At 50.7% G+C, this 20,648-nt stretch carries 18 protein-coding genes and 1 pseudogene; 14 read left to right on the forward strand and 5 right to left on the reverse strand.

The genetic code is table 11. The features are described from left to right. The first annotated feature begins 198 nt into the window (after nucleotides 1-198). A complete protein-coding gene (locus AC5JLP_RS27135; RefSeq protein WP_496070962.1) occupies nucleotides 199-450 on the forward strand; it encodes a hypothetical protein in 252 nt (83 codons plus the stop codon). Between the two features lie 67 nt (nucleotides 451-517). Here the strand turns inward: AC5JLP_RS27135 and AC5JLP_RS27140 are convergent. Then, nucleotides 518-1,261, reverse strand: a pseudogene (locus AC5JLP_RS27140) (IS1 family transposase). 242 nt (nucleotides 1,262-1,503) lie between these two features. Further along, nucleotides 1,504-1,683, reverse strand: coding sequence for a hypothetical protein (locus AC5JLP_RS27145; RefSeq protein ID WP_496070963.1), 180 nt, complete (start codon nucleotides 1,681-1,683; stop codon nucleotides 1,504-1,506). 398 nt (nucleotides 1,684-2,081) lie between these two features. Between AC5JLP_RS27145 and AC5JLP_RS27150 the strand changes: the two genes are divergently transcribed. The 4 genes from AC5JLP_RS27150 to AC5JLP_RS27165 all read left to right on the forward strand — a co-directional run bounded on the left by AC5JLP_RS27150 (nucleotide 2,082) and on the right by AC5JLP_RS27165 (nucleotide 5,339). Next, the gene (locus AC5JLP_RS27150) at nucleotides 2,082-2,579 is read left to right on the forward strand and encodes an HNH endonuclease (protein ID WP_496070964.1); all 498 of its coding nucleotides are present in this window, start codon (nucleotides 2,082-2,084) and stop codon (nucleotides 2,577-2,579) included. A gap of 281 nt (nucleotides 2,580-2,860) precedes the next feature. After that, entirely contained in the window at nucleotides 2,861-4,153 is a 1,293-nt protein-coding gene (locus AC5JLP_RS27155) for a DHH family phosphoesterase (protein WP_496070965.1), read from the forward strand. Nucleotides 4,154-4,274: 121 nt separating this feature from the next. Further along, on the forward strand, nucleotides 4,275-4,775 hold the full coding sequence (gene sixA / locus AC5JLP_RS27160) for a phosphohistidine phosphatase SixA (protein ID WP_496070966.1): 501 nt from the start codon (nucleotides 4,275-4,277) through the stop codon (nucleotides 4,773-4,775). 96 nt (nucleotides 4,776-4,871) lie between these two features. Continuing rightward, nucleotides 4,872-5,339, forward strand: a complete 468-nt coding sequence (locus AC5JLP_RS27165) for a MarR family winged helix-turn-helix transcriptional regulator (RefSeq protein ID WP_496070967.1) — start codon at nucleotides 4,872-4,874, stop codon at nucleotides 5,337-5,339. Here AC5JLP_RS27165 and AC5JLP_RS27170 read toward each other — a convergent pair. Continuing rightward, the gene (locus tag AC5JLP_RS27170) at nucleotides 5,311-5,439 is read right to left on the reverse strand and encodes a hypothetical protein (protein WP_496070968.1); all 129 of its coding nucleotides are present in this window, start codon (nucleotides 5,437-5,439) and stop codon (nucleotides 5,311-5,313) included. The genes AC5JLP_RS27165 and AC5JLP_RS27170 overlap by 29 nt on opposite strands. 393 nt (nucleotides 5,440-5,832) lie before the next feature. Between AC5JLP_RS27170 and AC5JLP_RS27175 the strand changes: the two genes are divergently transcribed. From AC5JLP_RS27175 to AC5JLP_RS27200, 6 genes are all read left to right on the forward strand, one after another. Then, on the forward strand, nucleotides 5,833-7,245 hold the full coding sequence (locus tag AC5JLP_RS27175) for an HlyD family secretion protein (protein WP_496070969.1): 1,413 nt from the start codon (nucleotides 5,833-5,835) through the stop codon (nucleotides 7,243-7,245). 216 nt (nucleotides 7,246-7,461) lie between these two features. Beyond that, nucleotides 7,462-8,745 (forward strand): MFS transporter, encoded by a 1,284-nt coding sequence (locus AC5JLP_RS27180; protein WP_496070970.1) that lies wholly within the window; start codon nucleotides 7,462-7,464, stop codon nucleotides 8,743-8,745. A gap of 112 nt (nucleotides 8,746-8,857) precedes the next feature. Next, the gene (locus tag AC5JLP_RS27185; RefSeq protein ID WP_496070971.1) at nucleotides 8,858-10,432 is read left to right on the forward strand and encodes a DHA2 family efflux MFS transporter permease subunit; all 1,575 of its coding nucleotides are present in this window, start codon (nucleotides 8,858-8,860) and stop codon (nucleotides 10,430-10,432) included. Nucleotides 10,433-10,740: 308 nt separating this feature from the next. Beyond that, nucleotides 10,741-12,345, forward strand: coding sequence for a sensor histidine kinase (locus tag AC5JLP_RS27190; protein WP_496070972.1), 1,605 nt, complete (start codon nucleotides 10,741-10,743; stop codon nucleotides 12,343-12,345). 279 nt (nucleotides 12,346-12,624) lie between these two features. Then, nucleotides 12,625-13,911, forward strand: a complete 1,287-nt coding sequence (ctpC, locus tag AC5JLP_RS27195; protein ID WP_496070973.1) for a carboxyl-terminal processing protease CtpC — start codon at nucleotides 12,625-12,627, stop codon at nucleotides 13,909-13,911. Nucleotides 13,912-13,919: 8 nt separating this feature from the next. Continuing rightward, the gene (locus AC5JLP_RS27200; protein WP_496070974.1) at nucleotides 13,920-15,536 is read left to right on the forward strand and encodes an NAD(P)/FAD-dependent oxidoreductase; all 1,617 of its coding nucleotides are present in this window, start codon (nucleotides 13,920-13,922) and stop codon (nucleotides 15,534-15,536) included. Here AC5JLP_RS27200 and AC5JLP_RS27205 read toward each other — a convergent pair. Further along, entirely contained in the window at nucleotides 15,533-15,895 is a 363-nt protein-coding gene (locus tag AC5JLP_RS27205) for a hypothetical protein (protein ID WP_496070975.1), read from the reverse strand. The genes AC5JLP_RS27200 and AC5JLP_RS27205 overlap by 4 nt on opposite strands. 877 nt (nucleotides 15,896-16,772) lie before the next feature. Between AC5JLP_RS27205 and AC5JLP_RS27210 the strand changes: the two genes are divergently transcribed. Next, nucleotides 16,773-17,909, forward strand: coding sequence for a sulfotransferase family protein (locus tag AC5JLP_RS27210; protein WP_496070976.1), 1,137 nt, complete (start codon nucleotides 16,773-16,775; stop codon nucleotides 17,907-17,909). A gap of 87 nt (nucleotides 17,910-17,996) precedes the next feature. Further along, nucleotides 17,997-18,605 carry an adenylyl-sulfate kinase gene (cysC, locus tag AC5JLP_RS27215; RefSeq protein WP_496070977.1) on the forward strand — a complete coding sequence of 203 codons (609 nt, stop codon included), beginning with the start codon at nucleotides 17,997-17,999 and terminating at the stop codon, nucleotides 18,603-18,605. A 125-nt stretch (nucleotides 18,606-18,730) separates the two neighbouring features. On the opposite strand, the gene AC5JLP_RS27220 is transcribed toward cysC, so the two are convergent. Next, on the reverse strand, nucleotides 18,731-18,943 hold the full coding sequence (locus AC5JLP_RS27220; protein ID WP_496070978.1) for a hypothetical protein: 213 nt from the start codon (nucleotides 18,941-18,943) through the stop codon (nucleotides 18,731-18,733). 280 nt (nucleotides 18,944-19,223) lie between these two features. Between AC5JLP_RS27220 and AC5JLP_RS27225 the strand changes: the two genes are divergently transcribed. Next, nucleotides 19,224-20,648, forward strand: a complete 1,425-nt coding sequence (locus AC5JLP_RS27225) for a type IV pilus twitching motility protein PilT (protein ID WP_496070979.1) — start codon at nucleotides 19,224-19,226, stop codon at nucleotides 20,646-20,648.

A 20,648-nucleotide genomic window follows, 5' to 3' on the forward strand; every position in this document is an offset into this window, starting at 1 on the left:
ACTTATGCCGCTAAACGCTCAATGTGACACTTCAAAGGGCGGAATGTCGGGTACAAGACTTTTACAAGGTACTTAAATGAACTCCTTACACGTGATCTTGACGAAGCTTCAGTTATTCGTGACCACATACTCAAAAAGATTCCAATTGATTCTGCAAAACGGTTCATTATTCGGCTTTCCGCGTGCTGCAATTGGGCAATGAAATCTGGCTGGATTACGGAGAATCCGTTTCAAGGTATGGCCAGCGAGATCAAACTTCCTAAAGGGGAAGGCGATGAGTTCTTCGCGATCAACCCTTTTTCAACTGAAGAGCGGGAAGCCATCCTCGAAGCATTCCTTGCTACTACCGCCTGTTCGAAATTCTCTCGGGTAAAGCATTCTCACTACTATCCATTCGTTTTCTTTCTCTTCAACACGGGTGCTCGTCCATCTGAAGTCATTGCACTTTAATGGAAGCACATTTCAGATGACTTTCGGGTAGTCTTATTTAGTAAAGGGTGGAGAGAAAAAGGCTTCCTCAACAGCTAGAGCAATGTAACCGTATCAGTTCGTTGTAGTAATGCATAAAATTCCAGCTTGCTCCAATGTGGTTGTCCAGATGCTTGGAAAACGATAAGGTCTTTCTGACTAAGCGTGACACTCGTTGCCTTAAGGTGTTGTTGAAGCGTTCAATGTCACTGGTCAAACCGATTTCCTTACCAACGGCACAATGACGCTTGCGGGGCAGCACTGTGGCCTAGGCTTCCCAGTAATCGGTATAGACAACAGCGCCTTGTCGTTACACGCTTGGCATGGAGTGCCATAAGGCGAGCGCTGAGTCACTCGAACGGTCTCCAATGTGGCAACCGACAAGCTCACGCGTCGCCACATCCAGTGCTAGCCAAACCCACTGCTTGTTGCCTTTGGTGTCCACAAACGACCACAATTCGTCCAGCTGTACCGCCAATGACCCTTTGCTTTTAGGCATCACTTACACTTGGCGCGGCATCGCCTTGTCGCAGCGATTGACATAGTGTTGTAACCAGGACGCTGATAATTTCAGCACACGCGCGATGTCTGCCAGCGGGATTTTCTCTAATAGCAAGCGGTCAATCATGACCGTGCTGTCTAGTTCCCGCCGTTTCCATTGCGGATTCTCGACAAATTGACGATCACAATCACGGCATTTATAGTTCTGTTTCTCGCGTCGCGCCGTGCCGTTTTTCATAATGTCCTCTGAACCACAGTTAGGACAATGGAGGCAAGGAGGGATAGATGACATAAGCAGCGGAAAAAGCAGCATTTCCCAGTATCCTCTATCCTTTACTAAAGAGCACTACCGTTGTGCTGCCACTACGGATTAACCGATGTGAAGTAGTACTTTCTACTCTCAAACAGATGCTCTACAGACGGCGTACAGTCTTTAGCTCACATGAATTTAAACCGTTCCACTGCAAAAATTATACCCAATTCACGTTTATAGGCAGCAAAATTGGGTATAATCTGCTACTTCGATTCTGGTTCTTACGGTAGCTGATACCGCCAATTTACAGCGCGCGGTTGAAGTGCAGGACGGCGTAAGACTGGAATCTGTCTGTAAATCATCCCTGGAAGTTGATGCCGCCAGTTGATTGCGCGAGGAGTCGTCGGTCTGGTAGGGGCAGAGGTGTACTCAAGTTTTTGTGCGCGATAGATCAGGTTCATAAGATTCACCGTGTATGGATGGGAGCGTGAACATTTATCTTCGATAGCCTAATAATCAATATAGAGCGGCTTTGTGAGAATTTGTTGACAAAATGTGCAATTTGATTTCCAGTCCCGGAAAATAAGTGTCAAAAGGTAGTTTAAGATACGGCGGTCTAATTGATTTTTCCCAAGAGAAGGCGAAGCTTAACAAGCGGAGGCAAAACACAGGAGCCGCGATCGTGGATGCACAGGTGGAACGCTTCATAAATCAGTGCCTTAGCACCAGATCTTGCCTCTCCTATGCCTGCACTAATCTTGAATGCAGGGGTAATCCCGTTCCTGATCCCATTCCTACTGCTCCTCTGTGTGCCACCTGTGTTAGCATCTGTTAAACTCTTGTTTCAACAGAATCACAAATGGGCAAGGTTCTGGTGCTGAATGCGTCCTACGAACCGCTCAATATTACGAGCTGGCGCAGGGCAGTTGTTTTGCTGATCAAAGGCAAAGCAGAACAGGTTGAACACAACGGCAAATACGTCTATTCGGGCTTTCCGCTGCCAACCGTCATTCGGCTGCGCCATTACGTGCGAGTGCCCTACAAAGAAATTCCACTCACCCGACGCAACCTCCTCCACCGCGATAGCCATTCTTGTCAGTACTGTGGCTATACAGGCGATGAACTCACGTTAGATCATGTCATTCCTCGATCGCGCGGCGGTGGCGATTCTTGGGAGAATATTGTCACGGCGTGCGTGCGTTGTAATGTCAAAAAAGGCAACCGCACGCCTAAAGAAGCCAACATGCTGCTTCACATTGCACCGCGTAAGCCCTACAGTGGCTTGTACTTTGAGGTGACTAAACACCTGAAGAATGGGGTGAATCAAGAGTGGCGTAAGTACGTCATCGGTATTTAAGTCATCCGAAGAGCCATGAGCTTAGCCTCAAGCTTTAGGGTAGGGGTTTGATCGCTCGCAGCTCAGATGTGGTTCGTTGCAGTAGGCAGCAAATGATCAGCATTTCACTGTACCCTTAAGTACTTTCATGCCTGATGTATTTACTAAGAGATATGGCGTTTGGCTTATGACGTTTTACGTTTTTTTTGCGAAGATCGAAACAGTACCGATCGCACCTCGTCTTTAGGAAGGCTAGCGGGCGATCGAACCGAAGCCTCGCTTCATCCACCTCTTAACCAAACATGCACGACTCGCCTCCCTCGCTCGACAATCTGGTCATGCTAACCGAAGCACACCCGCTTACGGCTCACACGGCAAGTGTGGAGCCGATTGAGACTCTGCCAGTTGTCCAGCCAATGCAGCAGCCACCGCCACAGCCATCTGTGCAGCCGTTTGGTTACGATATTCCTCGCTCGGCAGAGCAAATTCAGAAAGTTGAAGCCTTTCGACAAACGCTGGAACGTCATCGGGGCGATCGACATCTGTTGGTGCTTCAGGATTTTCCTGACCCAGATGCCCTGTCTTCTGCCTGGACGTACAAGCTCATTGCCCAGAAATATGATATCCAGTGCGATATGGTCTACGCTGGCACCCTGAGCCACCAGGAAAATATTGCCCTGGTGAAGCTGACTAATCTGCCCGTGCAGCGCATGACCCCCCAAACGCTAAAAGGTCGAGATCTATCGAAATATCAGGGCTGCGCTTTATTAGACAACCAGGGAACTACTAGCCAACTATTGCCGTCTGTGCAGCAGGCTGGCATTCCCATCACGGTTGTTATTGATCATCACAGTATGCAGGGAGACATCAAGGCCGAGTTTGTGGATATTCGTCCCTACACTCGCGCCACAGCAACAATCCTGACGCAATATCTCCAGGCTGGACTACTCAAGCTGGACAGCAATACGAGTGAGCATGTGAAGTGTGCCACTGCCCTGATGCATGGGCTAAGGTCTGACACAAATGCACTGCGTCAGGCTGGAGAAGAAGACTTTTTGGCTGCCGCTTACCTGAGCCGTTTTTATGACGCGCAACTGCTAAATGCAGTCCTTCAATCGTCTCGATCGCGCCAAGTGATGGATGTGATCGAGCGATCGCTCAAAAACCGCATTGTGCAAAACAACTTCTCGATCGCAGGTGTTGGCTATCTGCGCTACGACGATCGCGATGCCATTCCCCAGGCGGCAGACTTCCTCGTCACAGAAGAGAACGTTCACACAGCAGTCGTCTACGGCATTGTGCATGACGAAGATGAAGAACTAGAAGTTGTGATTGGCTCCTTGCGGACAAACAAATTGACGCTTGATCCTGATGAATTCATTAAAGAAGCCTTTGGGCAGGATGCTCAGGGACGCTTTTTTGGTGGCGGACGATCGCAGGCAGGCGGCTTTGAAATTCCCCTTGGCTTCCTCTCTGGTTTTACCGAAAGCGCCGAGTACGCCAAGATGAAGTGGGGCGTGTTTGATTCTCAGGTGAAACAAAAGCTCTTGCGCTTGGTGAATCCAGACCAGCACTATCCCAATGGGGTGAGCTAGGGGAAAAGGATGAAGGCTAAAGGAGGAGATTTGAGTTTTCTTCGCTACCCCTGTTTCCACGCCCTAAATCTCTGCTTTCTAGTTGCGCCCCTTAGACTTTATTCCTTTAGCCTTTCATGCCATGTCTGTTGAACTGTATCTCATTCGTCACGGGCTAGCGGGGGAGCATGGTAGCTATGCTAATGATGCTGAGCGTCCGCTAACGGAGGAAGGCAAACAAAAAATGCAGCAGATTGCTCAACGGCTTCATGGGTTGGAGCTACGGTTTGCTCTGATTTTGACCAGCCCTTTAGTACGGGCGCGTCAAACCGCCGAACTCTTGCGGAAGGCAACGCTAGCCGATAGTTTGCAAGAGACCCCTGACCTTGCACCGGGGGGTAGCCTGACGACGTGGCTAGATTGGTTGCAGGAGTGGCGATCGCCGCCGCAAACCAAGGCTCTTGCCCTGGTGGGTCACGAACCCGATTTGAGCACCTGGGCCGAAACCCTGCTTTGGGGTGAAGCAGTAGGGGCTTTGCGTTTAAAGAAAGCTGGCATCATTGGACTTACTCTTCCTGATCAGCAATCTCCGATCGGCAATAGCTCTTTGTTTTGGCTCACGCCGCCCCGTTTTTTACTGTAGTAAAGTAAGGAAAACCGAGTCGGCAAGTGCTTGATAATACTCAATGGATCAACTATCCTAAGAATAGTAAGCACGCTAAGTAATGAGGTCAATTAAATGATTTCTCAACCCGTTGGGGAGGACGCTTCAGCAGGATTTCAGGTAGTTCTGGCTCCTCACGGGATTGGCTACCGCATTAAGCTGTTGTCGCAGCTTCTGGCGCGGCGCTTTCAAGAACGCTTGGATCAGTTTGACCTGACAATCTTTCACTGGGTGGTGCTGTGCTGCCTTTGGAAGGAAGATGGCCTAGCCATTTCTAGCATTGGGGAAAAGCTTCAGCAGGTAGGCGGCACGCTGACGGGTGTGCTTGATCGCATGGAGGGGCGTGGCTTGATTCGACGAGAGCGTGATCCGTACGATCGCCGCATCTGGCGTATCTGGCTTACAGACGATGGGCGCAATTTTGAAGAGATTTTGCCACCCATTGCGATGGAAATCCGTGAGCAGGCAATGGAAGGCATGTCGAGCAGTGAGCGCGATCGCTTTTCAGAATTGCTCAACCGAGCGATCGCCAATCTTTCTTAGTACAGTGCTCTTCATGCCCCGATGAGGCATTGGTACAGCGATTTGCAGTAGGCACTGCCCACAAGTTTTCAAGGCGTTTCACGATCGGATCTGTGGACATGGCTCCATTCTATGATCTGTGGCCTATGGTGGGAGAACGGCTGTAAGACAAGCTATGACAACCCAGCACGTTCAGCTTATCTCACCCATTGGGGTCGTACATTTGGAGGAAGCCGTTGGTACTGATCTTCGGCAACTCTAAGTAAGAACGGCTTGAGCTAGAACGCTGAGTCACCTCCTCCTCAAGTGTTACATTCCCTTAATAAAAGTCTGGTAAGCTAAAGAGAGCGAAAAGTTTGTGGTCAAAAGCTACGCACATGAACTAAATGGGTGCTTACCACTTTTGAGCTCCACTTTCACGCTTCGCTCATAGCAAATAGTCTTCTTCGCTTGCTCATTTTTTTCAATTCACCTTCTTTTCACTTCACATCAAACGTTTAAGTCAGGTAATGCTATGGAACGCTCGAATGGTCAATCAATAAACGGACGCGGGTTTAGTGTCCTCGAACCCGCACCGCTTGAGCCAATTCAAACAACTGGGGCACGTAACGGCTTTGCGACTGAAGATGTGGACTCTGTGGCAACTCACCCTGCTACTACAACTGCGATCCCAAGGCAAGAAGAGCCTCTAAGCCCAGAACCCTCTCCCCGCAAGCGTCCTATAAAGCTGATTCTGGCCGCTGCTGGAATAGGAGCGATCGCGGCTGGAGCCTTTGGGTTCCACTGGTGGCAGTACGCCTCTAGCCACGAAGAAACCGATAACGCTACTGTAGCGGGGCACATCCACCAGATCAGTGCCCGCGTGCCTGGTACAGTTCAGACAGTTCTAGTGGATGACAACCAGCAGGTGAAAGCGGGACAACCACTAGCGAAGCTGGATCCTCGTGATTATCAAATCAAGCTTCAGCAAGCGCAGACAGAGCTGGCAGCCGCACAGCAAAAAGCAAATTCGGCTCAAATTAACATTGCACTTTCGGCTAAGACGGCTGAGGCAACCAACACTCAATCGCAAGGTGACCTCGGCAAAGCCCAAGCGGCGATCGCGCAGGCACAGGCACAGGTAGCAGAGGCGCAGGCAGGTGTGCCGCAGTCGCAAGCGCAGCTAGAAGAAGCCAAAGCAAATTTGCAGAAGAATCAGACAGACTACAACCGCTATACCAATTTGTACAACGAAGGCGCGATTTCGGCCCAACAGAGAGACACCGCGCTTCAAGGCTATCGAGTGGCCTTAGCTCAAGAGCGTGCGGGTGAAGAAGCGGTGCGCCAGGCGCAAGCAAAAGTGGCGCAGAGTCAACAAACGGTTGCAACGGCTCAATCGGCATTAACCGCTTCTCAAGGTGGGCTGCAAGAAGCAGAGGCCAAAGGGATTCAAACGCAGGTGAGCCAGAGTGATTTTGGCACGGCAAAGGCGGCGATCGCCCAGTCCCAAGTTGCTCTTCGCAATGCTCAACTGCAACTTTCTTACACCACAATCACTGCGCCTACAGACGGCCGTATCGGACGTAAGACGGTAGAAGTGGGTCAGCAAATTCAGGCTGGCACGCCGCTCATGGCACTAGTTGATAACACCTACTGGATTACCGCAAACTTCAAGGAAACTCAGCTTGAGGATATGCACCCTGGGCAGGCTGTGGAAATTAAGCTGGATTCATTCCCACACAAAGCATTCACTGGACATGTTGACAGCCTTTCCCCCGCATCGGGTGCTGAGTTTGCGCTGCTGCCACCCGACAACGCCACGGGCAACTTTACGAAGGTTGTTCAACGGGTACCTGTAAAGGTCGTTTTTGACGCTGATAGCATCAAAGGCTACGAGTCGATGATTGCACCAGGGATGTCGGCAGTTGTAACGGTGGCGGTGAAGTAGAGGAATGAGAGTTAAGAGTGTTGAGTTAAGAGTGTTGAGTTAGAAAGCCAGTATTTACAGCGGTTGTGGTTACAACGAATTCAATTAAGTGAATGTGAGTTTAAGCAGAGTTGATCAGCAAAGGCTGATCAATGACTGCTAAGTTAACTCAGAACTCAAAACTTTCCACTCCTCACACCTCTTGCCAAATTGATGTGACGCAGTAGATGAATGTCAATGAATGTTGGAATTGAACGCTTGAAGCCGATGTTGCGTGCCCTACGATCGCGCAATTATCGGCTTTTTTTCTTCGGTCAGGGTGCCTCACTGATTGGTACCTGGATGACGCAAACGGCTACGATTTGGCTGGTCTACCATTTGACAGGTTCGGCGCTGATGCTGGGAGTGATTGGGTTTGCCAACCAGTTTCCTAATTTTGTGCTGACTCCTTTTGCAGGGGTTTGGGTTGATCGCTGGGATCGCCGCCGCACGATCATCATGACCCAAATTCTTGCCATGATCCAGTCGCTTTCATTGGCGTTTTTGGCATTAACAGGCACGATCGAAGTCTGGCAGATTATCGCCTTGGCAGCCTTTCAAGGAGCAATCAATGCGTTTGATATGCCTGCCCGTCAATCGTTTGTGGTGCAGATGGTTGATCAACGAGAAGATTTGAGTAATGCGATCGCGCTCAATTCATCCATGTTTAGCAGTGCGCGGCTGCTGGGGCCAGCGATCGCAGGATTGATTATTGCGGCGACAAATGCGGGCGTTTGCTTTCTGATCGATGGTGTGAGTTATATCGCCGTGATTGCTGGACTGCTGGCAATGCGCTTGCCATCTCAAGCAACGACGATCGCCAAAAAGCCAGAAACGCTCTGGCAGAGTTTGAAGGAAGGGTTTGACTATGCGTTTGGAGTGCAGCCGATTCGTTCCATTCTGCTGCTAATAGCCCTAGTGAGTCTGGTGGGGATGCCCTACATGACATTGGCACCGATTTTCGCCTCTGAGATCCTGCACGGTGGCCCCGAAACGCTCGGCTTCTTGATGGCTTCGTCTGGTTTGGGTGCACTGTTTGCGGCTGTTTATTTGAGTTCCCGACCCAGTGCACTGGGGTTAAGTAAGCTGATTGCGATCGCGCCTGCCATTTTTGGGAGTGCACTGATTGTCTTTGCGCTGTCGCGGGTGCTGTGGTTGTCGATGCTGGCAGTGCTGGTGGTGGGCATGAGCCTGGTGTTGCAACATACATCTGGAAATACCGTGCTGCAAACGATCGTTGATGACGACAAACGTGGTCGGGTGATGAGCTTTTATATGATGGCGTTTACTAGTACAGTGACGTTCGGTAATCTAGTGGCAGGTAGTCTTGCGACTCATATTGGTGCACCCAATACCCTCATGATGGGTGGCCTTCTTTGTATCGGTGGGTCGCTTCTGTTTACCAAGCAGCTACCGGAAATGCGGCGATCGATGCGGCTAATCTATCGACGCATTGGCTTGCTGCCACAGACTGATTCTTGATGAGACTGATTCTTGATGTGGGTGAAAAATGCTGCGCTAGGGTTCAGTGGACTTTATGCGATCGTGCTCATTTCCCTTCCAATACCATTCATTCTCTGCTGAGAGGTTTGCTATGGCAACGTCGATCACCGCTCAAATACCCTCCGATCGCGTCTCCTTTAAAACCTGGGTTGGGGTCTGCGGTACAATGCTCGGTGCCTTCATGGCGGTACTGGATATTCAAATTACCAATGCCTCTTTGAAGGATATTCAGGCAGCGCTAGGCGCAACGTTAGAGGAAGGTTCGTGGATTTCGACGTCCTATCTGGTAGCAGAAATTGTAGTAATTCCGCTGACGGGCTGGCTGTCGCAGGTTTTCTCGACGCGGCGCTATTTGCTGGTGAATGCGAGTTTGTTTGTCTTCTTTTCGGTCTGTTGCGCCTGGGCCTGGGACTTGCCATCCATGATCGTCTTTCGGGCACTCCAGGGGTTCACAGGTGGCATCCTCATCCCAATGGCGTTTACGGTCATCCTGACGATGCTGCCGCCGCGCAAGCAGTCAACTGGGTTGGCAATGTTTGCGGTCACGGCTGTTTTTGCGCCTTCGATCGGCCCCACGTTGGGTGGTTGGTTGACGGAAACCTTTAGCTGGCACTACGTTTTTTACCTAAACGTGATTCCCGGTGCTTTGTTGATTGCAGCCGTCTGGTACGCCATTGATGCCAGACCGATGAAGCTGGAAATGCTGAAACAGGGCGACTGGTTTGGTATTTTGGCAATGGCGATCGGGCTAGGGTCACTGCAAGTGGTACTGGAGGAAGGCAGCCGCAAAGATTGGTTTGGATCACAGTTGATTGTGCGATTAACGGCGATCGCAGTCATTTTTCTCGTCATTTTCTTCTTGATCGAGCTGACGCGCAAAAAGCCGTTTATCAATCTGCGGCTGATGAAGGAGCGTAACTTTGGGCTGGCGAGTATTGTTAATATCTCACTGGGTCTGGGGCTGTATGGCTCGGTCTACATCATGCCGCTGTACCTGAGCCAGATCCAGGGTTACAACGCGATGCAGATTGGAGAAGTGCTGATGTGGGTTGGCATTCCCCAGTTGTTTCTAATCCCGTTTGTGCCTAAGTTGATGCAGCGATTTGATATTCGGCTCATTATTGCGGTGGGTGTGAGCTTGTTTGCCATCAGTTGCTTTATGAATTCGTCCTTGACCAATCAGACGGCGATCGACCAATTGCGCTGGTCACAACTGGTACGAGCGCTCGGTCAACCGCTGATTATGGTGCCGCTGTCTTCTGTGGCGACTGCTGGTTTACCCAAAGAGCAAGCAGGTTCGGCATCGGGCTTGTTTAACATGATGCGAAATCTCGGTGGTTCCGTGGGCATCGCCGCGATCGCCACCTTGCTCACACAGCGCGAGCAGTTTCATTCCAACCGTTTAGGTGAAGCTGTTTCCGTCTACGACCCTGCCACGCAAGAGCGCATGAACCAGATGACACAGTATTTCATCAGTAAAGGTGCCGATTTAGTAAAAGCGCAAGATCAGGCAATGGGCGCGATCGCCAACGTGGTTCGCCGTGAGGCATACGTCATGGCCTACAACGACTGCTTCTACTTCATTGCCTGTGCCTTATTGCTGAGTGGCCTTGCCATTGTGTTTCTCAAAAAAGTGAAAGCAGGCGGCGCAGCAGGAGGGCATTAGAGGAGGGAGGGGGATCAAGGATGAGGCGATGAGGGACGAGGGATGGGGGCTAAGGGCTAAAAGTTTTGAGTTTTGAATTGATTGAGCAGCCAGCGGTCAGCAATCAGCTTTTAACCTCCTGACTTCTGACTGCTCTCTCTTCACCCCTCTCTCCTCACCCTTCTCTCCTCACAGCTCCCAACGGCGATCATCACCCGCATCAGTTCGGTTCCACGACTCCTCTTTGATCAATAATCTAGATACCGTCATAGTAGGAGTTATGAGGCAGGGTATTCTAACAGCGGGTATCCTGAGTGGACGTGAATTTTGTGCCTAAGTGGTTATTGCCAACCTTAAGTGAAATTCTGGCGCTAAACGATCCGACTTGGATGGTGCAGTTTGAGTCGCCGTCCGATCGATCTACCCGTACAGAGTCAACGGGTCAGCACCGCACGGGACGTATTGCCTTGCAGCGAGTGCGGGCAGAACGCGAATGGTCGGGGGCGATCGCGGCATTGAATCTACTGCTGCAAAAGATTGTGGAAACGGATAACGCGATCGATGCAAACTCAACCACGCAAGGCTTTATTCTCTCAGGGCCGTTGCCAGTAATCAGTCAGCCAAAGCTGGTTTCCAATTTTTCGATCTGGTCACTGACGGCAAATCCGCTCCATGTTTCAGCCTGGTTGCCGCTACAACTGCTGCCAGCAACTGAGACCCCTCCAAGCACTAGTTCTGAGGTAGCCTCTTCACCAAAGCCAACGACGGCTGCTTTGCCCCTCCTGCCGGGTGATCCGCTCGCAGCAGAGCAATTTTGTCTGGTGTTGACTGCCCAATTTAGCCTGGTTTTAGTGTTAGGCGAATCGCTCACAGGCGACCCTGCATTCATGTTTTCGTTTATGCCAGAGGTGGTGCAACAAGCGTGGAATGCGGTGCGTCCTCGCATTTTGCTTATGAATTCTGACCAGATTGATCAGTTGGATGCATTGGCTGAACAATTTGTGCCCGTCACTCCGGCTTACACCACAGTGACGCAATTCAGTCGGTTGATGCTGGCACACCTGCCAGAGCCACTGGAAGAACTACGCAGTGAGAAAGCGGACAACCAGCATTCTACGCCTAAGCAAGACGTGGTTGAGCCTCGCCAGACGTTTCCGGCTCTTTCCTTTGTGGAGGCGTCACCTCACTATGCAATGCTTCCTCCAGCAGATCTCACCAGCCCAGATATTGAGCTTTTGCAGGCACTTGCTCACGAGATTCGCACGCCGCTTACAACGATTCGCACGCTCACGCGATCGCTCCTCAAGCGTACCGACCTTCCCCCGGATGCGTTAAAGCGCTTAAGCATTATCGATCGCGAATGCAGCGAGCAAATTGATCGGTTTGGGTTAATCTTCCGAGCCGTTGAACTGCAAACCTCTCCCACCCGCCACAGCAAGATGTCGCTCACCCGCACCTCTCTGGCACAGATGTTTCAGCAAAGTATTCCGCGTTGGCAGCAGCAGGCGAGCCAACGACAACTCACTCTGGACGTGGTGCTGCCGTCTTATATGCCCACCGTGGTTAGTGATCCAACAATGCTGGATCAGGCGCTAACGAGCCTTATTGAACGGTTTACCCGTAGTCTTCCGGGGGGTAGCCACATGCAAATCGACGTGATGCTAGCAGGTGATCAGCTTAAAGTACAGCTTCAATCGGAGCCAGATGCAGGCGTAACGGCTCGTCACCATCACCGTCCCTTATTGCGATCGCTCGGACAATTGCTGATGTTTCAGCCAGAAACGGGCACGCTCAGCCTCAATCTAGCGGTGACAAAGCGGTTGTTTCAGGCATTGGGCGGCAAGCTCATTGTGCGCGATCGACCTCAGCAAGGTGAAGTGATGACCGTCTTTCTGCCTTTGGAACTGGGTAGTGCGGATGTGCTGGACGTGTAGTTCGCTGGAGACTGGAGAATGGCGTATTGCAAGCTGCATGTCTCTTACTCGACCGCTGAGACGCAGAGGTAACAGAGACAATGCTTGGCGTTCTTTGTGCCTCTCCGGTAATTTTCGATGTGATTTTATCCTTATCCTTTAGTCCCCAGCACCTCAATCTCCAAGTCTCAATACTGCTCTGGTAAAGAATTTTATCTCTTACTGGCAGTACCTCCCTGTCTCGATCGGCTGTGTTAGATTGAGCGTAATCTTTTGCAGTCTCTCTTCTAGCTCAGTATTATGGCAGTCACGAAACGTGGACTTGTTTTAGCTTCAACAGCAGTCGCAGTCAGTGCAGTCACCATTACAGGAGCGGGCATTCACCTGTCTCAAGGGCAAGCCTTCTTTCAGGAAAGTCCCAAGGGACTCATTGATGAGGTTTGGCAGATTATCGATCGTACCTATGTCGATGGCACCTTCAATAAGGTTGATTGGAAGGCAACGCGCACAGAGTATCTGAATAAGTCCTACGCCAATAAAGAAGAGGCTTACAAGGCAGTACGGGAAATGCTCAAGAAACTGGGCGACCCTTACACTCGCTTTATGGATCCGCAAGAGTTTAAGAATATGCAGATTGACACCTCTGGAGAACTCTCTGGAGTGGGTATTCAGCTTGCAGCCGATGAAAAAACCAAAAAGTTAACCGTTATTGCCCCGATTGAAGACTCGCCTGCCTTTTCGGCGGGCATTTTGGCAAAAGACATCATTACCAAAATTGATGCCAAAAGTACCGAAGGCATGGATGTTAACAAAGCTGTAACTCTTATTCGAGGTACGGCTGGCACAAGCGTCAAACTCACCATTCAGCGCGGTGATAAAGAACTGGAATATCAACTCAAGCGCGCCAAAATTGAGATCCATCCTGTTCGTTCCAGCTATCAGAAAGATGCAACACAGGGCGGAGTTGGTTATATCCGTCTGGTGCAGTTCAGCGCCAATGCACCTGCTGAAATGAAGAACGCGATCCAGAAGCTAGAGAAGCAAAACGTCAGCGGGTACATTCTTGACTTGCGTTCCAACCCTGGTGGACTGTTGTTTACCAGCATTGAAATCGCGCGGATGTGGCTCAAGCAAGGTGCGATCGTTTCTACCGTCGATCGCCAGGGAGAACAAGAGCGAGAGCAGGCAAACAACCGCGCCCTGACCGATAAACCGATGGTTGTGTTGGTAGATGGTGGTTCCGCTAGCGCCAGCGAAATTCTTTCTGGGGCGCTGCAAGACAATAAGCGAGCTGTCTTAGTGGGCACCAAGACGTTTGGTAAAGGGCTAGTGCAATCGGTACGTGGGTTGGGTGATGGCTCTGGCCTAGCGGTGACGATCGCCAAATACTTGACTCCTAACGGTCGTGATATCAACAAACACGGCATCGACCCCGATGTAGAAATTAAGCTGTCTGATGAAGAACGCCAGGCACTGAGCCGCGATCGTGACAAAATCGGCACCTCTGCGGATATGCAATACGCCAAAGCCTTGGAAGTCCTAACTCAGCGCATCAAGGCACAGCAGCCAACGCCACCCAAATCTTGAGTCGGTTCATGTTACGCCTCACCGAAGTTAAACTCCCGCTGGATCACACGGAAGCTGATCTCCAGTCTGCGGTGCTCAAAAAGCTGCGCCTTGCCCCAGAAGATCTACTCAGCTATACAGTCTTCAAGCGTAGCTACGATGCCCGTAAGCGCGGTGCTGTCGCCTTTGTCTACATTTTGGATGTAGAGACTCCCAGGCAGGCTCAACTCCTGAGGCGCTTTAAGCAAGATCCGCATGTCGTACCCACACCTGATACAACCTATCGGTATGTTGCCAAGGCACCGCCTCGATTGGAAACGCGCCCGATCGTCATTGGTAATGGCCCATGTGGTATGTTTGCGGGACTGCTGCTGGCGCAAATGGGCTTTTGTCCGCTGATTTTAGAGCGGGGCAAGGCCGTACATGAACGATCGATCGATACCTTCGGGTTCTGGAGCAAACGCAAATTTGACCCCGAATCCAATGCTCAGTTTGGCGAAGGTGGCGCTGGCACTTTTTCTGACGGCAAGCTCTATAGCCGGATTAAGGATGCCAACCGACAGGGACGCAAAGTTTTGACAGAATTGGTGAATGCTGGCGCGGCCCCCGAAATTTTGTATGTGAATAAGCCCCATATTGGCACCTATCGGCTGGTCAAAATCGTGGAGAATATGCGCCGCACGATCGAGTCCCTTGGGGGCGAAATTCGCTTTCAAAGCCGAGTAGACACGATCGATATTCAAGATCGCCAGGTGCGCGGCGTGCTCCTTGCCAATGGCGACTATATTCGCAGTGATCACATCATTTTGGCGATCGGGCATAGTGCCCGTGACACCTTCGAGATGCTGCATCAACAGGGCGTTTATATTGAACCCAAGCCGTTTTCGATCGGGTTTCGAGTCGAGCATCCGCAAACACTCATTGACGAATGTCGTCTGGGGTCACAAGCGGGTCATCCCATGCTCGGTGCCGCCGACTATCAGTTAGTGCATCATTGCTCCAATGGTCGATCGGTTTATAGCTTTTGCATGTGTCCAGGAGGGCAAGTCGTCGCGGCAACATCAGAGCGTGGGCGAGTCGTCACGAATGGCATGAGCCAGTATGAACGCAGCGGCAAAAATGCGAACAGCGGGATTGTTGTAGGCATTAAGCCAGAGGATTATCCCGGTAGCCCGTTGGCTGGCATGGAGTTGCAACGCCATTGGGAAGCCCGCGCCTTTGAGTTGGGCGGCAGTACCTACGAGGCTCCAGGTCAACTGGTGGGTGACTTTCTAGCTCAAGTGCCTTCGACCACGTTTGGCAGCGTGAAGCCGTCCTATCGACCGGGCGTGCGGCTAGGCGATTTGAGTTCGAGCTTGCCAGAGTATGCGATCGCGGCGATCCGTGAAGCCATTCCTGCGTTTAACCAGCAGCTTAACGGCTTTGCCATGCCTGATGCCGTCCTTACGGGCGTTGAAACCCGCACATCTTCACCCATTTGCATTAAGCGTGGCGATGACTGCCAAAGCCTCAACACCAGGGGGCTTTATCCCGCAGGTGAGGGCGCTGGATACGCGGGTGGTATCCTCTCGGCTGGTGTAGACGGCATCAAAGTAGCCGAAGCGGTTGCCCTGAGTTTGCTAAAAACCGCAAGCTGCAAGCATTAATGATGGCTACAAGTCTCCTGCTGGTTTGGCAGCGCATCTTCCTGCAAAATACCCGCCGCCATTAAATCGCCAGTGAGACGTTTTGCCACTTGATCATGACGATCGAACAGCATGAGTAAGCCTTGTGCCTCCAGGTCGTCAATGGTCTGCTTCACCACCTCAAGTGGTTCTGTTTTGTCTAAGGCTGTTTTGTCTAGGGTTGGAACAGGTTGGTTCGAGTCTGAGTCGGCGATCGCTGCTAAGTCTGCCTTGCCATCAGCGGTGGTTGAAGATGGATGAGGCGTGACGGTCGAGTGGTCGTTTGGATCGCGTGGTGCGATCGTTGAAGCGGTATCAGCCTCAGAAAACGGTAACTGCATAATATCCCCCTGTTAGATCGACTAGAACGTGTGTTCACTTGCTTCATTGCCTCGTTGCTGATGATGTTTGGCAGGTGAAGACGCTATCGAGTGTTGAAGCGAGACGTAATCTGGTCAGATCGCAAGCATCCTCAGCATACGCACCTCCACAAAGGAAAAAGAACAGTGGGTTTTTAGATCACGCACAAGCTAACAACCAGGTCAAAGAACTGCAATGTTTATTAATAAAACCAGGAGATTGTTACATCTTTCTACATACTTCTCAGCGATACCCGTATGTGCTGCGGCTACGGAAGCCATTCTCTAAGGAAGAAGGAGCCTGACCTTGCCTGGAACGAATGAACCATATCGGGATACTGCACTATGAGAACTGCTGGATCTTTGCCTGCCAATCTGAAGCGAAGCCACGGCTCTCCTGCCAATGCGATCGTGAACCAACACTTATACCGATTTAAAGAATGACGGCTACAGATCAATCGGTGGGTAGGGGCAAGGCATTGCCTTGCCCCTACAGGATGTGTCGCATTTTCAATTCAAATTGGTATTACAGCGGTTCTTGGTTGAGTCAGCCACAGTCTGATTGAGAGTGGTGCAGGGTTTAGGATACAGGGTGTAGTGCATCCAAAGGACAACGGCTGTAGTCCTCAACATTGCACTTTACTAAGCCTTTACACCAACCGTCAGGATTCTCTGATTGCGGCTGCGAAGACTAAAAAAGATTAGCAAGTGCGCGATCGAAGGGTCGTGGTTGCTTCCTTCTTTGCCATCTCTCATCTGCTCAGGAAGCTCTGTGCCTGCTGATGTGGTGTGGTATGCCCAGCTTTCTATACTTCGGTAAGATCAGAGACGAATCATGAACCTGTGGAGATTACCTTAGATGCAGAATGGTGAAACCAGTGAGCAACCCGTTCTGATTATTGCTGGCATGCATCGGTCAGGCACGTCTTTAACCGCGTCGCTGCTACAAAGTGCGGGCCTAGATATTGGTCAACGTCTCTTAGAAGGTAATTTCAGTAACGTAAAAGGGCATTTTGAGAATCTTGATTTTTTCGATTTTCACCGCGATGTCCTCCTTTCCCTTGGCCTCGATGATGTTGGTATGACAACGGAGAAAGTCATCAATGTTCCTGAGTATCACCTCGATCGAGCAAGGCTTTTAATTCAGAAGAATGCCTCATTAACCAGGCCCTGGGGTTGGAAAGATCCTAGAACTACTCTTTTCTTAAACTTTTGGCATGTCTTACTTCCAGAGGCTAAGTTTTTATTGATCTATCGTTCTCCCTGGGAGGTGCTTGACTCTCTTTATCGCAGAGGTGACATCACCTTTCATCAAAATCCTGAACTTGCACTCAATATCTGGATGAATTACAACCAGGTGCTGTTGGATTTTTATCATCGCTTTCCAGAGAAATGCGTGTTAACTCACCTTAAACAAGTTGTTGAGCATCCAACTAAGTTTTTTGACTTGTTGAGACAACGGTTGCACATACCGCTAAGTGCCCCAGCAGAAGATATCTACGATCGTTCACTCTTAAAAAGAGAGGCATTTAACTCGCAGCGAGAAATGTTGATTCAGCGCTATTTCCCAGATGCATATACGCTCTACCAGCAACTTAACCTTGCAGCAGACATGCATCAGGACGTGGCTCCTTTAGATCAAGCGTTGCTTTCACCGACAGCGTGGCTCCTTCAAGATTGGATGGATTTTCGATGCTTGCAGAAAAAGCATAAGGACGAAGTGACCGCGCTGGAAGGCCAACTTCTGGCGTTTCAAGAAGAGCTGGCAAACGTAAACCAGGCAAATCAACAGCTTCAAGCACAGCATCACCTACTTCAAGAAGAGAAACGCTTGATTCAGCAAACTATGGAGCAATGTTTGGCAAGTAGACATCAGTTAAAAGACGAGTTAAGCCATCAGATTGAACATCAGCAAGCCGTCATTGAAGCGATGAAAACGAGTAAGTTTTGGCAGCTACGATCGCAGTGGTTTAAGCTCAAAAAACTCCTTCAGTAAAAAGAATGACTAAAAGAATTTATCTGTGATTTAGTAAAAAATGTAGGTAGGATACTATGCAGAAAAGAGCTAGAATTGAGGGTGCGGATGAAAACTAGCGGTGCGGTTATTTGGCTAACAGGGTTAAGTGGTGCAGGTAAGACAACCATTGCTGAAGCCTTAGCTCCCGTCTTGTTAGCGCAGCAGCTTAAGGTTGAACTGCTTGATGGGGATGTGATTCGCACAAACTTATGTAAAGGGCTTGGCTATACCAAAGAAGACCGCGATACCAATATTCGGCGGGTAGGCTTTGTGGCAAACCTACTCAGCCGCAATGGCATAGTTGTCGTCGTTGCAACGATCAGCCCCTATCGGTTAGTGCGAGATGAAATGAAGGCTATGATTCACAACTTCCTTGAGGTGTATGTGAATGCGCCTTTCACGGTCTGTGAAGCGCGTGATGTCAAAGGGCTATATGCCGCTGCACGGATGGGAAAGATCAAAGAATTTACTGGGATTCATGCGCCCTACGAAGCACCTTTGCATCCTGATGTCACGTGTTTTACCGATCAAGAAGCTGTCGAGGAAAGTGTGGCTAAAATTGTGGACGCTCTGGTAACGCATGAGTTTATTCAAGGATGGCAGCCAGACGCATCTGCTACACAACCGCCAAAGTCGAGAGGCTTCTTGCCGTCACACCAGCAAAAAGCTTCTTAAACCGTCAGCGATCGCATGCAGGGTTAAGCTCTGTTTTAGAACTGGCACATTTGGGTCAGGCGAGGGCTGAGCGCTAAGGACTGAATATGCGCCTTTTCTCAGCCCTCAGACCTTTAAAGCACCCCCTAGACAGGCTGACATTTGCCAGCACGGATCAAGCCAACGCGACGCGCGATCGCATCCTGCTGAGAGTGATAAGGCCCCCAGTGTTCTAAAGACGAAGAGGCATCAGTCGAGGATGTGTCTGTATGTTGTATTGGCTCAAGGTCGTTTGCAGGTGTAATCGTGCATTGACCGTTCGGCTGCTTCACGACGTACCAGGCTTCAGTGCTACTCATAGACTCATTTCGCATGCGGTGCAACACATGCATGATAGGACAGCGGTCGTTATGGGCAAACTGGTTTCAAGATGAGTGTCTGTTATTTTAGTAGAGACGCGTAGCGTAGACCAACGATGCGGTTGCCTTTGCCACTTTGAGTGCATCATACGGGCTGTTTCAGTTATTCTACACGCGCTGCTTTGCTGCTCGGTCACCATCGCTACCAGCACCACCGTGCGGATTTTGAAGAGAGTCCGTCGATCGCTTTTATCGCTCCAGGCTCGTAGAGAAGTAGCATATGACAGAACCACAGCGTCCACCGAGTTCCCCCCCCCCTTCCCGTGTTCCGCCAGCGCCTCCCCCGCCTGCACGGCCTGCTAGCCAAGGCACGACTGTTGCGGCGACCCAGCAAATGACTGCTGCGATGCCTGCTGGTGCAAACCCAACGGTGGTTTCTGCTGTGCCGGCTGGCATTCCCACTCCAACAATGATTTCGACACCGCCTGCTGGTATGGTGACACCAACCGCCGCCTCACCAACACCATCGGTACCCGCTGCCTCTCACACGGTTGTCTCCACACCTGCTACCCCACCCCCACCTGCGGGGCATCGTCCGACTGCGCCACCCTCGGTTCCGGCTAACCTGCGCAAGCCCAACAATGGGTCGCCAACGCTGGCAGAAATTGTGCGCCATGCGTTTGACAAGGGTTACTCAGACGTTCACGCAGGTGTTGGCGAAGTGCCGCGCTATCGCAACCGGGGTGAAATGGACCCAACTGAATGGCCCGTGACCGATCGCGAAACCTTCTATAGTTGGTTGCACGAAATTCTCAGCGATGAAGAAATTCGCACGTTTGAAGAAACGCTCGATTTTGATGGTGCTACTCAGTATGAGTTTGCCCGTGTACGGATCAACATTTTTGACTCGCTGCATGGCCCTGCGATGGTGTTGCGACTCATTCCGCTCAAAATTTTGACGATGGAGCAGCTTAACCTGCCTCCCGTCTTTAAGGATGTTTGCCACTACCACAAAGGGTTGGTGTTAGTGACCGGGCCAACGGGGTCAGGTAAGTCCACCACAATGGCCGCCATGATTGATTACATCAACAAGGAGATGCCCAAGCACATCATCACGATTGAAGACCCAATCGAATTTGTGCATCGCAGCCAAAAGTCGCTAATTAAGCACCGGGAAGTGGGCATCCATACTCGCAAGTTTGATAACGCGCTGAAAGCGGCTTTGCGGGAAGATCCAGACTTGATTCTGGTGGGTGAAATGCGGGACAAAGAAACCGTCAACACGGCCATTAAAGCGGCGCAAACCGGGCACCTTGTGATGGGTACGCTGCATACAAACAGTGCGGTGAAAACTATTGAGCGGATTCTGCAATTGTATGAGCCAGAGCAACAAGAACCCATGCGGATTTCGATCGCCGAGTCGTTAGTCGCGGTCATCGCGCAAGGATTATGCCGAACTACGGATGGCAAACGCGCTGCATTCCACGATATTCTAATCAATACGGATGCCATCAAGGATTTTATCCGACGCGGTGAAATTGAAGAGATTGAGCAAATTATCCCTCGATGCACTTTTGACGGCATGTGTACGATGAATCAGTCTCTCTACAAGCTCTATGAAGCGGGACGGATTACAGAAGAGGTGGCGTTAGAAATGTCGCCAAAGCCCAACGAAATGGCTCAGTCGCTCCGAGGGCGCGTATAG

The organism is Stenomitos rutilans, from assembly GCF_059505485.1.